Source organism: Micromonospora echinaurantiaca, from assembly GCF_900090235.1.
In the GTDB taxonomy this organism is placed as follows: Bacteria; Actinomycetota; Actinomycetes; order Mycobacteriales; family Micromonosporaceae; genus Micromonospora; species Micromonospora echinaurantiaca.
This window is the reverse complement of sequence record NZ_LT607750.1, coordinates 6711308-6726194: the sequence shown is the minus strand read 5'-3', so window position 1 is coordinate 6726194 and position 14887 is coordinate 6711308. Positions and strand designations below refer to the sequence as shown.

The 14887-nt window shown below is 74.4% G+C and carries 11 protein-coding genes and 1 riboswitch; of the genes, 5 read left to right on the top strand and 6 right to left on the bottom strand.

Annotation, left to right across the window (positions count from 1 at the left end):
• Positions 1 to 3: 3 nt before the first annotated feature.
• On the bottom strand, positions 4 to 945 hold the full coding sequence (locus GA0070609_RS30580) for an ABC transporter substrate-binding protein (RefSeq protein WP_088996995.1): 942 nt from the start codon (positions 943 to 945) through the stop codon (positions 4 to 6).
• A 109-nt stretch (positions 946 to 1054) separates the two neighbouring features.
• Positions 1055 to 1147, bottom strand: a riboswitch (cobalamin riboswitch).
• Between the two features lie 181 nt (positions 1148 to 1328).
• Positions 1329 to 3209 carry a M14 family zinc carboxypeptidase gene (locus GA0070609_RS30575; protein WP_088996994.1) on the bottom strand — a complete coding sequence of 627 codons (1881 nt, stop codon included), beginning with the start codon at positions 3207 to 3209 and terminating at the stop codon, positions 1329 to 1331.
• A 213-nt stretch (positions 3210 to 3422) separates the two neighbouring features.
• Here GA0070609_RS30575 and GA0070609_RS30570 point away from each other — a divergent pair, with 213 nt between their 5' ends.
• A complete protein-coding gene (locus GA0070609_RS30570; RefSeq protein WP_088996993.1) occupies positions 3423 to 4775 on the top strand; it encodes a C39 family peptidase in 1353 nt (450 codons plus the stop codon).
• 83 nt (positions 4776 to 4858) lie between these two features.
• On the opposite strand, the gene GA0070609_RS30565 is transcribed toward GA0070609_RS30570, so the two are convergent.
• The 3 genes from GA0070609_RS30565 to mqnE all read right to left on the bottom strand — a co-directional run bounded on the left by GA0070609_RS30565 (position 4859) and on the right by mqnE (position 6850).
• On the bottom strand, positions 4859 to 5140 hold the full coding sequence (locus tag GA0070609_RS30565) for a DUF4229 domain-containing protein (RefSeq protein WP_088996992.1): 282 nt from the start codon (positions 5138 to 5140) through the stop codon (positions 4859 to 4861).
• 93 nt (positions 5141 to 5233) lie between these two features.
• Positions 5234 to 5656, bottom strand: a complete 423-nt coding sequence (locus tag GA0070609_RS30560) for a hypothetical protein (RefSeq protein WP_088996991.1) — start codon at positions 5654 to 5656, stop codon at positions 5234 to 5236.
• A 24-nt stretch (positions 5657 to 5680) separates the two neighbouring features.
• A complete protein-coding gene (gene mqnE, locus GA0070609_RS30555; protein WP_088996990.1) occupies positions 5681 to 6850 on the bottom strand; it encodes an aminofutalosine synthase MqnE in 1170 nt (389 codons plus the stop codon).
• Between the two features lie 248 nt (positions 6851 to 7098).
• On the opposite strand from mqnE, the gene GA0070609_RS30550 reads away from it, so the two are divergent.
• From GA0070609_RS30550 to GA0070609_RS30535, 4 genes are all read left to right on the top strand, one after another.
• Positions 7099 to 8640, top strand: coding sequence for a C40 family peptidase (locus GA0070609_RS30550; protein ID WP_088996989.1), 1542 nt, complete (start codon positions 7099 to 7101; stop codon positions 8638 to 8640).
• Between the two features lie 161 nt (positions 8641 to 8801).
• Positions 8802 to 10727: a hypothetical protein gene (locus tag GA0070609_RS34675; protein WP_088996988.1), complete on the top strand. Its 1926-nt coding sequence runs from the start codon at positions 8802 to 8804 to the stop codon at positions 10725 to 10727.
• 199 nt (positions 10728 to 10926) lie between these two features.
• Entirely contained in the window at positions 10927 to 12858 is a 1932-nt protein-coding gene (locus tag GA0070609_RS30540) for a DEAD/DEAH box helicase (RefSeq protein WP_231928465.1), read from the top strand.
• A gap of 97 nt (positions 12859 to 12955) precedes the next feature.
• Positions 12956 to 13585, top strand: a complete 630-nt coding sequence (locus GA0070609_RS30535; RefSeq protein WP_231928464.1) for a putative glycolipid-binding domain-containing protein — start codon at positions 12956 to 12958, stop codon at positions 13583 to 13585.
• A 193-nt stretch (positions 13586 to 13778) separates the two neighbouring features.
• Here the strand turns inward: GA0070609_RS30535 and cds1 are convergent, their stop codons facing one another.
• Positions 13779 to 14870, bottom strand: coding sequence for an L-cysteine desulfhydrase Cds1 (cds1, locus tag GA0070609_RS30530; RefSeq protein WP_088996987.1), 1092 nt, complete (start codon positions 14868 to 14870; stop codon positions 13779 to 13781).
• Positions 14871 to 14887: the final 17 nt, after the last annotated feature.

The following is a 14887-nucleotide window of genomic DNA, read 5'->3' as shown; positions in this document are numbered from 1 at the left end:
AGGTCACGCCGGCGCCTTGGCGACCGCGTCGATGATGGCCCGGAGCAGGTCCACCACCCGCGGGCCCCAGCGCGAGGCGATGTCGTCGTCCAGCCCGACGACCTGGTTGTTCTTGACCGCGGTGATCCCGGCCCAGCCGGCGCGGCCCTTGACCGTCTCGGCGCTCTGCTGGCAGCACTTGGTGTCGGCGAGGAAGACGAAGTCCGGGTCCGCCTTGACGATCACCTCCTGGGACAGCTGCGGGTAACCGCCGTTCTTGCCGTCCGCGTCCGCCGGGTCGGCGATGTTCTCCAGGCCGGCCATCGCGTAGAGCGAGCCGATGAAGGTCTTGCTGGTCGCGGTGTACAGCTCCGGACCGAGCTCGTGGTAGTAGGTCAGCTTCTCGGTGCGCTGCGGCAGGCCGGCGACCAGCTTGGCGATGTCGTCCTTCATCCGCTTGGTGACGTCGGCCGCCTCGGCCGGGTGGCCGGTGAGCGCGCCCAGCTCGGTGAGCTGCCGGTACGAGTCGTCCAGCGTGGTCGCCGCCGGGGTGATGTACACCGGGATCTTCAGGGTGCCGAGCTGCTCGACGATCTTGTTGCGGTCGTCGGAGAGCACCACCAGGTCGGGGCTCCGGCCGGCGATCGCCTCGGCGTTCGGCGAGAAGCCGGACAGGTCGGTCTTCGGCGCGTCCGGCGGGTAGTTCGAGTTGTCGTCAACGGCGGTGACCTGCGGGCCGGCGCCGATCGCGTAGAGCATCTCGGTGGCCGAGGCGGAGAGCGACACGATCTTCTCGGGCCGCTTCTCCAGGGTGAGGTCGCCGACCGTGACCGGGAAGGCGGCGGCCGCGGCGCCGCTGCTGCCGCCGGCGGCGGGGGTGTCGGAGGTCTTCTCGGCGCAGGCGCCGAGGGCGAGCGCGGCGACCGCGAGGGTCGCGGCGAACAGCCGGGGGATACGTCTGGACATCTGTCCTCCTGTCGGTCGAGGAGCGTGGTGCTTCGCCGACAGGGACCCCGTGCGCCCGTCCGCGAGGCGCCCTTCCTCGAGAGCGCGGATCGCGACCACCCGCAGGCGACCTGGCTCGTCCACCGCGCGTCGGGCACCGGCCGGGGCCGGTGACGCCGCGCGGGGCATCACAGTTGCGGGACAGCGCCGGTTTCACACCGGCTTCGCTGCGAGATGGTCGGTAAGACGGTAGCGCACCGCCCGGACGTGCCCCTACGGACGATCGCCGCCGGACGGCCGTCGACCCGCGGTGCGGCGGGTCACCGGCGACCGTCCGGCGGCGATATGTCCTGGATCGGGCTGGTGGGTGGGGCCCCGTCGGGGGCGGAACGGGGCCCCACCGGTCAGGAGCTGGTGATGGTGACGTTGTCCACAGCCGCCTCGACCAGGCTCGCGCCGGAGGCGTCCGCCGCCTCGACCACGATCCGCACCGACTGCCCGGCGTACGGGGTGAGGTTCAGGTTCGCCACCGCCCAGGAGCCGTTGCGGTTGGTGGCCGCCCCGGACTGGGTGAACAGGGCCGTGGTGCCGCCGTTGTGCACCACGCTGACCCGGAGGTAGTCGGCCGACGAGGCGTTCGACCCGTGCGCCAGGTACCAGGCCAGCGAAAGGGTCAGCGTGCCGGCGGACGGCAGGGTCACCGCCGGCGACCGGGCGCTGGTCACGCCGCCGTCGATGTCGTAGTCACCCGCCCCGGTGCCGGCCAGCCGGCCGGTGACCAGGTCGTTGCTGCCGGCGTACGGGGTGAGCTGCTTGGCGCCGCTGGAGGTGGTCGCCTGGGCGGCGCCCCGCTCCCAGGCACCGGTGGTCGCGGTGTCGGTGCCGTTCGGGTTGATGGTCCACCCGGTAGCGGTCTCGAAGGTGTCCGACCAGACAGTGGTGCCGCCGCCACCGCCGCAGTACTGCGCCTGCTTGCCGATCACCCGGTACGGGCAGTCCGCGTACTCGCTGAGCAGCAGCACCGCCTCCCGGTTACGCGAGGTCTGGGTCGGGATCACCTCGTCCGGCGGGTAGAAGCCGCCCCCGGACGCCGAGCCCGGGTACATCTCGAAGGTGTACGCCCAGATGCCGTGGGCGCCCCACATCCAGTCGATGCTGTCGCCGTCGGTGATGTAGAGGTCGCTGGACTGCTGCGGGGTGTAGCCGTTGGTGTTCGCCATCTGCTGGCCCAGCGTGGCGAAGGTGTTGTACTGGTCAGCGGTCATCCCGGTGGTGGTGTTGCTGTACGTGTAGCCGAACGGCCAGAGCACCAGCTGGGAGTAGGTGTGGAAGTCGATGTTGGCCTTGATCTGCTGCACCGCGCCGACCACCCGGCTGTTGACGAAGTCGCGCAGCGCCCGGGTCTCCGGGGCGGAGAACGCCGACGGGCCACGGTAGGTTTCCGACGAGGTGGAGCCGGACGACCCGCCGCAGCAGCCCCACTGGTAGGACCAGTTGCGGTTCAGGTCGGTGCCCACGTAGGACGAGCCGCTGTTCGGCTGCCGGTTCTTGCGCCAGGACCGGTAGGAGCCGGTGGCGATGTCGTACTCGCTGCCGTCCGGGTTCACCGTCGGGACGATCCAGATCTCCCGGCTGTTGACGATGCCGGTCACCCGGGAGTCCGAGCCGTAGCTGTCGGTGAAGAGGTTGAGCAGGTAGATCGCCATCTCCACGGTGAGGTGCTCGCGGGCGTGCTGCTGCGCGTTGAACAGGATCTCCGGCTCGCTCTCGTCGGTGCCGACGTTGTCGGAGATCTTCACCGCCATCAGGTCCCGGCCCTCGTACGAGCTGCCGATGCTGATCTTCCGGGCGATGGCCGGGTGGTCGGCGACCACCTGGTTCACCACCGCTGTCAGCTCGGCGTAGTCGTGGTAGTTCGAGTCGGCCGGCGGGAAGGCCGCCGTGCCGACGTTCCCCTCGCCGTGGCTGTGGCCGTCGGCCGACGGAGCCGGGACCGCCTCCAGCCGGAAGCCGAGCCGGGTGATGGCGGCCGCCTCGGCCGGGGTGGCCGAGACGTTGAGCACGCCGTGCTCGACGTAGTCGATCGCGGCGCCGGTGCCGGCGACCGCTGTGCGGTCCGCCACGGTACGCGGGCCGAGCACCCGGTAGGACGTGGCGGCCGATCCGGCGTCGCGGCCCGGGTCCGGCCGGGCGGAGGCCGGTGCGGCGGCCACGGTGAGCAGTCCGAACCCGACGGCGACGGCGAGCGCCAGCCGGCGGCGCGGGGTTGTGGTGCGGAAGGCCATGGACAACCTCCTCGGAGGGCGGGAGATCCCGCTCGGTGGGGGACACTCCACCACCAGCCACATGGTCATATCAATATTCATCGCTGTTTGGTCCATGCCAACCGGATCCTCACACTGGCAAGGATTTTCCAACTCCCGACCTATGGCGAAACTTCCTTGCAGGCGGGACACTGACCGGCAACGATGCCCCACCTCCTTCCCTGTGGAGTAGCGATGCCCAGAAGACGTCTACGCGCGGCCACCCTCGCCGGGGTCACCGCGCTCGCCCTCCTCGGCACGACGGCACCCGTCGGCGCCGCGCCGGTCGCGGCCCCGGCCGGCCGGCCGGTGGTGCACGACGAGCAGATCACCTTCCACGAGTGGTCGCGGTATCCCGACTGGCGTCGGGGCACCCACGCCGGCACCCGGGCGGTGCCCGGCGCGCACCCGGGCCTCACCCTGGCCCGGCCGGCCGGCACCACCGACTACACCGACCCGCACACCGGCACCACCCGGAGCTGGGAGTACGCCACCTGGACCTCCCCGCTGACCCAGGTCGGGTTCGACGCCACCGAGCTGATCGCCTCGTGGAACGCGGACACCCCGGCCGGCACCTGGATCCAGGTCGAGCTGCAGGGCACGTACAACACCGGCGGCCAGACCCCGTGGTACGTGATGGGCCGGTGGGCCGAGGGCGACGCCGACATCAAGCGCACCACCGTGAACCGGCAGGGCGACCCCTGGTCGACCATCTGGACCGACACCTTCAGCATCGACGACGCCGCGGCCGGGGTGCTGCTGCGGGCGTACCAGCTGCGGGTCACCCTCTACCGGGCGCCCGGCCAGCAGGCCGCGCCGAAGGTCCGCACGCTGGGCGCGATGAGCTCCACCGTGCCGGACCGGTTCACCGTCGAGCCGAGCGCCGGCGGGATCGCCTGGGGCGTCGAACTGCCGGTGCCGCGCTACTCGCAGAACGTCCACACCGGCCACTACCCCGAGTACGACGGCGGCGGCCAGGCCTGGTGCTCCCCCACCTCCACCACGATGGTGATCGAGTACTGGGGCCGGAAGGCGTCCGAGGAGGACACCGCCTGGGTCGACCCGACCTACCCGGACCCGACCGTCAACCACGCCGCCCGGATGGTCTACGACTACGCCTACGACGGCGCCGGCAACTGGCCGTTCAACACCGCGTACGCGGCCAGCTACCCCGGCCTGGAGGGGCGGGTCACCCGGCTGCACTCGCTGGACGAGCTGGAGCGCTTCATCGCCGCCGGTATCCCGGTGGTGACCAGCCAGTCCTTCCTCGCCAGCGAGCTGGACGGGGCGAACTACGGCACCTCGGGGCACCTCTTCGTGGTGGTCGGCTTCACCGCCGACGGCGACGTGATCGTCAACGACCCCGCGTCGTCCAGCAACGACGTGGTCCGCAACGTGTACTCCCGCAAGCAGTTCGAGCAGATCTGGCTGCGGACCAAGCGGATCAACGCCAGCGGCGGGGTGTCCGGCGGCTCCGGCGGCGTGGTCTACCTGATCAAGCCGGAACGTCTGCCCTGGCCCACGGTCGCCGGCTCCACCAACTGGTGACCTGACCCGATCCCGGCGGGTCCCGCCCGTCGATCAGGGGGTTCGCGTCGTCCCGGTCCGTCCGGGCGACGCGAACCTCCTGGTCACTTGGAGTCGGGACGGTCGGCGGAGTCGTCCGGCTGGTCCTCGCCGGCGAGGGCGGAGCGGAGGCGCTCCTTCTCGGCGCGGCGGCGCTCGGCGGCGGCGGCCATCTCCTCGGCCATCTCGTCACGCCAGCCGCGCAGCAGGAAGAAGGAGGCCGCGGCGGAGAAGGCGAGCGCCACCATCAGCTTCAGGAAGACGTTCATGTCGACCGGCCAGAGCGCCGCCAGCACGAGCACGAACAGGCCGATCCGGCCCAGCGTGTACTTGACCGCCGCGCTCACGGCAGAACCTCGGTTCGCGACCGCCGGGCCCGCGCACTCCTCGCGCTCACTCTGTCCACTCCTTCTCCGCCCGCCGGGATCACCGGCGGAGCCTCAGCCCGTGCGGCGGGCCAGCCAGCGCACGCCCGGGAACCACACCACCGCGTAGCAGAGCGTGAACGCCGTCGCGGCCAGCGCGCCGGACGCCAGCGGGGGCAGGCCGGCGACCAGGCCGGCCACCACCAGCCCGGCGACCACCCCGACCGCGGCGGCCAGCAGCGCCGCCACCACCCGGGCCGCGCCGAACTGCCAGGCCCGGAAATCGTCCCAGAACAGCCAGGCCGGCAGGATCACCGCCAGCCAGCCGTTGGCGCGGCCGAAGTCGCCGCTGCCCACCAGCGCGAACGCCCAGTCGAAGAGCACCAGCGCCAGCACGCCGATGACCAGGCCGGCCAGGGCCACCCCGACCAGGTCGCCCAGGGTACGGATGCGGCCCTCGGCGTCGCGCCGGGGGAAGCCGCTCTGCTGCTCGGTCATGGTCCTACGAGGGTACGTGCCGGCTCAGGCCCAGACCCGCTGCGGCTCGGCACGGCGCTGCGCCAGCGACGGCGCCGCGTCGTACTCGCGGACCACCTCGTAGCGGGTGTTCCGCTCCACCGGCCGGAAGCCGGCGTCCCAGATCAGGTGCAGCAGGTCGTCCCGGTGCATGGTGTTCGGGGTGCCGTACGCGTCCGCGTCATGGGTGATCTTGTATTCCACCACCGAGCCGTCCAGGTCGTCCGCGCCGAAGTTGAGCGAGAGCTGGGCGACCGACAGCCCGTGCATCACCCAGAAGCACTTCACGTGCGGGACGTTGTCGAACAGCAGCCGGGAGACCGCGAAGGTCTTCAGCGACTCCGCCGGCGAGGCCATCGTGGTCCGCTCCTGGATCCGGTTGCGGACCTTGCCGTCCGCCGAGTCGACGAAGTCGTGCTGGTAGCGCAGCGGGATGAAGACCACGAAGCCGCCGGTCTCGTCCTGGAGCTCCCGCAGCCGCAGCACGTGGTCGACCCGGTGCCGGGGCTCCTCGATGTGCCCGTAGAGCATGGTCGACGGGGTCTTCATGCCCTTCGAGTGGGCCAGCCGGTGGATCCGCGACCAGTCCTCCCAGTGGCAGGCGTGGTCGACGATGTGCTGCCGGACCTCCCAGTCGAAGATCTCCGCACCGCCGCCGGTCAGCGACTCCAGGCCGGCGTCCATCAGCTCGTCGAGGATCTCGTCCGCGGTCAGCCCGCTGATCTTCTCGAACCACTGCACCTCGGTCGCGGTGAACGCCTTCAGCTTGACGTTCGGCAGGGCGGCCTTCAGCTCGCGCAGCACCTTCGGGTAGTAGCGCCAGGGCAGCGTCGGGTGCAGGCCGTTGACGATGTGCAGCTCGGTGAGCTGCTCGTCCTCCATCTCCTTGGCCTTGCGGACCGCCTCGTCGATGCGCATCGTGTACGCGTCCTTCTCGCCCGGCTTGCGCTGGAACGAGCAGTACGCGCAGGAGGCGGAGCAGACGTTGGTCAGGTTCAGGTGCCGGTTGACGTTGAACATCACCCGGTCGCCGTTCAGCTCCGTGCGCCGGTGGTGCGCCAGCCGCCCCAGCCAGGTCAGGTCGTCGCTGTCGTAGAGGGCGATGCCATCCTCCCGGGTCAGCCGCTCCCCGGCGTACACCTTCGCTTCGAGCTCACGCTTGAGTCCGGCGTCCATCGACAGCCACGTCCCCTTCCACCTGCGGTCCGGGACCGAGCCTACGTCGCCCGCGACGGGTCGCCGTCGGCACGGTCGGCGCCGGGTGCCCCCGCTCACCGAACTCTCAGCCGGCCGTTACCTGACGACGCATCGACATCGCTGTCTCCGTGCGGTAAGACAGATTGGGACGCGGACACACACTGGTAGCGTCCGCACGCACGGCCGCGCCCCACCGGGCGCGGGGACGGTACCGGACGGGGAGCGGAATGGTCGACAGCGGGCGCGGGCGGCGACACGGACGACGGGGGCGCCCGGTGGTCTCACCGGTGCTACGGCCGGCGCTCTGGTCCGCCCTGCTCGGCGCCGTCGCCGCCGCGGTCCTGGCCAGCCCGTCGTACGCGGAGCCCGGGCTGCCCACCACCGTCCCGGACAGCGGCGCCCGCCCGACGTACACCGGGGCGCTGCGGCTGCCCGGCGGCGCGCCCGTTCCCGGCCTGCCCGGCGCTCCCGGCGCGCCGGTGTCCAACCTGGGCAACGGTCCGCTGGCCAGCCAGATCTACGCCGCCGAGGTGCGGGTCGGCCAGCTCGGTGACCAGTTGCTGCTGCTGCGGCAGAAGCGCACCGAGGCGGACACCCAGCTGGCCACGGCCAAGCGGGATCTCGACCTCGCCCGGGACGCGCTCGCCCGGGCCCAGCAGGGCGCGGACGCCGCCGCGGCGGACGCGTTCAAGGCCGCCGCGGCCCTGCCGCCCGGCGGGTTCGCCGGCGACCTGCACGACCTGAACCGGCTCTCCCGGATCACCCGGGGGGAGAAGACCGAGGGCGGCACCACCGCCGCGGCCGGCGAGCTGTCCCGGGCGCGCACCGGCGAGCAGGTCGCCTACCAGGCCTGGCTGGCGGCCGACTCCCGGGCCCGCGGCGCCCAGCAGGAGTTCACCACCACCGAGCAGTCCCTCCGCGCCGAAGAGGCCAAGCTGCTCAAGCTGCGCAAGGACAACTCCGCGCAGCTGATCGAGCTGGAGCGGCAGCAGGAAGCGGCCGAGCAGCGGCTCGGCGCGGGCTACCTCGCCAACGAGACGGTCGACGGGCTGGCCGCGCACCCGTCGGCGCTGGCCGCGGTGGCGTACGCCAAGGCGCAGCTCGGCGACCCCTACCTCTGGGCGGCCGAGGGGCCGGACCGGTTCGACTGCTCCGGGCTGATGTGGGCCGCGTACCGCTCGGCGGGCTACAAGGCCCTACCCCGGGTCTCCCGCGACCAGTACTACGCGACCCGCTCCCGCACCGTGGCCCGTACCGCGCTGCTCCCCGGCGACCTGCTCTTCTTCGCCTCGGGCAGCAGCTGGACGAGCATCCACCACGTGGGCATGTACATCGGTGGCGGCAAGATGGTGCACGCCCCGACCACCGGCGACGTCGTCAAGATCTCCACGGTCCGCTGGTCCCGCCTGTACGCGGCCACCCGGGTGATCGGTGCGGTGCCCGCGCCGACCACCTCCCCCAGCCCGACCCCCAGCAAGCCGGCCACCCCGAAGCCGACGCCGACCCAGTCGAAGCCCCCGAAGACCACCGAGCCGACCCTTCCGCCGCGGCCGACGCCGACCAGCCCGTCGCCGACCCCGACGCCCACCGGCAGCACCTCGCCGAGCGCCACCGGCTCGCCGACGGAGTCCACCCCCGCCGACGACGCGACCACCTCGGCGCCGGCCAGCGCCAGCGCCTCGTCCAGCGGCGACGCGGAGCCCAGCCGCGAGGCGGAGCCCAGCGGCAGCACGACGAGCGGTTCGGCGAGCCCCAGCGCGGGTAACTGAGCCAGCGCTCCACCACCGACCCGGCGGGCGACGCGGGCGCCTACCGGCGCGGTACGGACTCCGGCTGTGCGGTCGGGGCGGAATGTGGCACGGTGACACTCAGGCACGCCCGGACCCCTCGCCGCGGATCCGGGCGCGAGCGTGGCGCGGAGGGCGGGCACATGGCCGATCAGCAGGTTCCGGCGGAGCCGGTCGACGACGCCCCGGCCCCGGCCGAGCGGGCCGAGACGACGGCGCGGAAGTCGGCCGGGCCGCCCGCCACCGACCAGGCCGCCGCCGCAACGACCGGGAACGACCCGACCGGTACCGACGACGGGATACCCGTCCAGCGTGAGCCCGACGAGCGGCCGGCCGGCGCCGAGCAGGCCACCGAGGGCGCCCCGACCACCGGCCAGGTCGACCCCGCCGACGTCGAGGAGGCCGACCCGGCCGCGGTCGACGACGCCGAGCCGGCGGCCGTGGACGGGGCGGTCGCGCCGACCGTCAGCAAGGCCGACCCGCCCCCCGCACAGGTTGCGCCGACCGCGGCCGAGCCGGCCGTCACCGACATGGCGGAGCGGGCCACCTCCGAGGAAGCCGCGCCGACCGCTGCCAAGGCCGACCCGGCCCCCGCAGTGGTTGCGCCGACCGCACTTCAAGACGCCGAGCCGGGGGCCGTGGACGGGACCGAGCCGGCTGAGGACGCGCCGGACCAGGCCGATCGGGTCGGTGCCGGGGCGGTGGCGGGCGGTGTCGCCCGGGCGAGCGCGCGGGTGAGCGTCGCCGGCGCCGTCGCCCCGCCGGGGGCCGGCCCGTCGCCCAGCGGCGTGGGGGCCGCCGGCACCTACCGGGCCACCGCGTCGGTCAACCCGGGCACGCCCGCCGTGCCGGGCCAGCGCGCCGGCGCCCCGGCCCGGGCCAGCGCGGCCGTACCCGGAGCCAGCCGGGTCGCGGCCGGCGAGGCGGACCTGCCAGCCGGTGCCCGCGCCGGCACGGCGAAGGTCTACCAGGCCGCGCCGGTCAACCCGGAACCGCCGGAGCCCGCCCAGCCGCCGGAGCCGGCCCAGCCCCCGAAGCCGCCCACCCCCGAGCCGGAACCGGCACCCGCGCCCGTGCCGCCGGTGCCCGGGCCGACCCCGCCCGCACCGGCCCCACCCGTGCCGCACCCGACGCCGCCGACCCCCGGGCCCTATCCGCCCGGCCCGGTGCCGCCGAAGCCGGGACCGACCCCGCCCGGTCCCCTGCCACCGCCCGGGCCGCCGGCCCCGCCGCCTGGCCCGCCGGTGCCGCCGCCTCCGCCGCCACCCGGTCCGATGCCGGCCCCGCCGTTCCCCCCACCGCCGGCCACCGCCGCCGCACCGGGGCAGTCGCCGGTCTTCACCGCCCGGGCGAGCGCCCCGGTCGCCGGACCGGCCCCGCGGGGTGCCGCGCGAGTCCCGACGTCACCCGGCTCCGCGGCGCCGGCCGGCGGCGCGCCCACCTCCGCACCACCGGTACCGATGCCGGATCCGCCCGCACCGCCGGCCGCCGCGCCGGTCACCGTCGCGCCGCCCTACGGCCGGCCCGCCACGCCGCCGCCGGTGTCCGCACCACCGGCCGCCGGATCACCGGCCCCGCCGTCGGTTCCCGGGCCGCCCGCCGTGGCGCCGGTACCGCCCGTGGTGCCCGCGCCGGCGCTGCCGGCCTGGCCGCCGCCGGCCGCCCCCGCCGACCGGCGGAACGACCGGGCCAGCGGGCCGGAGCCGGCGACGCCCGCCGGTGCCGCCGGCTGGTCGGCCACCAGCCCGGTCAGCGCCCCCGGGCAGCCCGGCCGGTACGACGGCGGGCCGGACCTGGCCAGCACGGTCTACGGCGCCGGCACCGACGGGCCGGGATTCACCACTGTCTCCTTCCCCGCCGGCAACCCGCTGGAGAACTCCGGCTCGCTGACCGGGCACATCCTGGCCCAGGGCTGGGCCGACTCGCCGGCTGCCGAACGGTCCAGCAACACCCGGGTGGTGATCGTCCTGGCGGCCTCGCTGGGCCTGCTCGTGGCGATCAGCGTGCTGGTCGTGCTGCTCGCCAACGACGTCATGGACGGGCTGGTGGGCGGCATCCTGACCAACTGACCCCCGCTGCCGGGGCGATGGTGAGCCCGCCCACTACGGCTCCGCGTCACCCTGGCGGGCCGGTCGCTCCGCCGTACACTTGTGGAGATCACTGACCCGGCGCGCGTCCTGCGCGCCCATGGGCGATCTTGCGAGCGATTCGGCGGCGGTGAGCCGCGACCGGCCATCGCGAAGATGCGCCCCGCTCGAAAGGCATTTCTTGACCACCTTTGCTGATCCCAGCACGTTTCCGTCCGCCTTCAACGCCCTCACCGGAGATCCCACCGAACCGGCCGCCGCGGTGACCGCAGCCGAGCCGACCGACGCGGTGACCGCCCCGGTGACCGCCGCCGAGCCGGCCGACGCTCCGCCGGCCTCCGACTTCGCCGCGCTGGGGCTAGCCCAGCCGCTGGTCCGCGCGCTCGCCCGGCAGGGCATCACCGCCCCGTTCGAGATCCAGCGCGCCACCGTGCCGGACGCGCTGGCCGGCCGGGACGTCCTCGGCCGGGGCCAGACCGGCTCCGGCAAGACCCTCGCCTTCGGCCTGCCGGTGCTCGCCCGGGTCGCCGCCGGGGAACGGGCCCGGCCGCTGCACCCGCGGGCCCTGGTCCTGGTGCCGACCCGGGAACTGGCCATGCAGGTCAACGACGCGCTGCTGCCGCTCGGCAAGGCGGTCGGGGTGTTCCTCAAGACCGCCGTCGGCGGCGTGCCGTACGACCGGCAGATCGACGCCCTGCGGCGCGGCGTGGAGATCGTCGTGGCCACACCGGGGCGGCTCGGCGACCTGATCGAGCGGGGCGTCTGCCGCCTCGACGACGTCGAGGTCACCGTGCTCGACGAGGCCGACCAGATGGCCGACATGGGCTTCCTGCCGGAGGTCACCGAGCTGCTGGCCAAGACCCCGGCCGGCGCGCAGCGGCTGCTCTTCTCGGCCACTCTGGACGGTGACGTGGACGCGCTGGTCAAGCGGTTCATGACCGACCCGGTCACGCACTCCACCGCACCGCCGACCGCCGCCGTCTCCACCATGGACCACCACCTGCTGCTGATCCCGCCGCACGACAAGTTCCCGGTGGCGGCGTCGATCGCGGCCCGGGAGGGCCGGACCATGGTCTTCGCCCGCACCCAGCTCGGCGTGGACCGGCTGGTCGAGCAGTTGGCCGCGGTGGGCGTACGGGCCGGCGGGCTGCACGGCGGCAAGACCCAGCGGATGCGCACCCGCACCCTGGCCGAGTTCCGCGAGGGCCGGATGAACGTGCTGGTCGCCACGGACGTGGCGGCCCGCGGCATCCACGTGGACGGGGTGTCGCTGGTGCTGCACGTCGACCCGCCGAAGGACCCGAAGGACTACCTGCACCGGGCCGGGCGCACCGCGCGGGCCGGCGAGTCGGGCGCGGTGGCCACCCTGGTCCTGCCCAAGCAGCGCCGGACCACCCTCGCCATGCTGGAGAAGGCCGGCGTGGAGCCGGCGCAGACCCGGGTGCGGGCCGGCGACCCGGCGCTCGCCGAGCTGACCGGCGCCCGCGAGCCGAGCGGCGTACCGGTGCGCGACGAGCCCGAACAGCCGCGCCGGCACGGCGACCGGCCCGGCGGCCCGCGCCGCTTCGCCGACCGCGACGGCCGGCCGGAGCGCCGCTACGGCGACCGGCCGCAGGCCGAGCGCCGGTTCAACGGCCACGGTGAGCGGGCCGAGCGCCGCTTCGGCGACCGACCGGCCGACGGCCGGAGCTACGGCGAGCGCGACGGTCGGCGCCACGGCGACCGACCGGCCGACGGCCGCGGCTACGGCGCCCGCGGCTTCGACGACCGGGGCGAGCGCCGCTTCGGCGACCGACCGCAGGGCGAGCGGCGGTTCAACGACGGCCACGGTGAGCGGGCCGAGCGCCGCTTCGGCGACCGACCGGCCGACGGCCGCGGCTACGGCGCCCGCGGCTTCGACGACCGGGGCGAGCGCCGGTTCACCGACCGCCCGCACGGCGAGCGCCGCTACGGCGACCGGCCGGCCGACGGCCGGGGGCACGGTGAGCGGTCGCAGGGTGAGCGGCGCTACGGCGACCGGGGCGGCTTCCGGCCGGAGGGCCGGGGCCGGGACGACCGGCCGCGGGACGACCGGCGCGGCCACGGTGGCCGGCCGCCGGCGCGTACCCACTGACCGTACGACGCAACGGAAACGCCGCCCGGAGCCGAAGCTTCGGGCGGCGTTTCCGCATGCCCTGCCGACCTGGGCCGGGTCGCGTAACGTCCGGCTCATGCCGACCATGCCGAAGTCGCTCTTCTGGACCCGGACGGACACCGCCGGCGCCGAGCACGCCCGGTTCGACGACACCCGGGGGCTGACCGCGCGGGGCACCCAGCTGGCCGTCGACCCGATCCCCTACACCTGCCGCTACCAGCTGGCCACCGACGAGGGGTGGGCGAGCACCCGGCTCGAGATCGAGGTCGAGGGGGCGGGCTGGCTGCGCAGCGTACGCCTGGAACGGGCGGCCGACCGGTGGCGGGTGACCACCGCCGAGCAGGGTGACCTGGACGGCGCGCTGACCGCCGCCGGCCACCCGCCGGCCGGGCTGCCCGGCACCGACGATCCGGACCGGCTGGCCGACGCGCTCGACATCGACCTCGGCGGCTCGGCGCTCTTCAACATCCTGCCGGTACGCCGGCTCGGGCTGACCGACGCGCCGCCGGACACGGCGCGGCGGATCACCGTCGCCTGGGTGCTGGTGCCGGGCCTGCAGGTGGTCCCGGCCGAGCAGGTCTACACCGCGCTCGGCCCGGGCCGGGTCCGCTTCGCCAGCGACACCTTCACCGCCGACCTGGAGCTGGACGCCAACGGCTACGTGCTCCGCTACCCCGGCCTCGCCGAGCGCTCCGCCGGCACCTGACCCCCGCCGCCCGCGCCGCCCACGACCCCGCTCGTTCACGGAAAGAGTGGCCATTCTCCGCGGAATGGCCACTCTTTCTCTGTTCGTGCGCCCCGGGCTGGCATGCGCCCCCGGCGGGCGTGCGCCCCCGGCGGGCGTGCGCCCCCGGCGGGCGTGCGCCCTGGCGGGCGGGGTGGCGCTGGGGGCGGGTGGGTCAGGCGGGCCAGGCGCCGGTGGTGAGGAAGCGGTCGACGGTGGCCAGGTGGGGCGCCAGGTCGAGGCCCTGGGCGGCCACCCAGGAGTCGGCGTAGTAGGTGTCCGCGTACCGGTCACCGGCGTCGCAGATCAGGGTGACCACCGAGCCCTGCCGGCCGTCGGCGAGCATCCCGGCGATCAGCCCGAACGCGCCCCAGAGGTTGGTGCCGGTCGAGCCGCCCACCCGCCGGCCGAGCACCGCCGAGGCGGCCCGCATGGCGGCCAGCGACGCGGCGTCCGGCACCTGGACCATCCGGTCGACCACCGAGGGCAGGAAGGACGGCTCCACGCTCGGCCGGCCGATCCCCTCGATCCGGGAGCCCCGGCCGGTGCGGATCGACCAGTCGGCCGCCTGCCAGGCCGGGTAGAACGCGGAGTTCTCCGGGTCGACCACGCAGAGCTTGGTGGGCAGCCGGCGGTAGCGGGCGTACCGGCCGATGGTGGCGCTGGTGCCGCCGGTGCCCGCGCCCACCACGATCCAGGCCGGCAGCGGGTGGCGTTCCAGGGCGAGCTGCGCGTAGATCGACTCGGCGATGTTGTTGTTGCCCCGCCAGTCGGTGGCCCGCTCGGCGTAGGTGAACTGGTCCATGAAGTGCCCGCCGGTGTCCTCGGCCAGCCAGCGGGCCTCCACGACCACCCGGGCCGGGTCCTCGACGAGATGGCAGCGGCCGCCCTGGAACTCGATCTGGGCGACCTTCTCCGGCGAGGTGGACGCCGGCATCACCGCGATGAACGGCAGCCCGAGCATCCGGGCGAAGTACGCCTCACTGACCGCCGTCGACCCGGACGAGGCCTCCACGATGGTGGTCTCCGGGCCGATCCAGCCGTTGCAGAGCCCGTACAGGAAGAGCGAACGGGCCAGCCGGTGCTTCAGCGAGCCGGTGGGGTGCACCGACTCGTCCTTGAGATAGAGGTCGATGCCCCACTCCCTGGGCAGCGGGAAGGGCAGCAGGTGGGTGTCGGCGGACCGGTTGGCGTCGGCCTCCACGGTGGCGATCGCCTCGGTCACCCACGCCCGGCTGGCCTCGTCGCACCGGTCGAGATGAGTCACGCCGGAAACCTAACAAG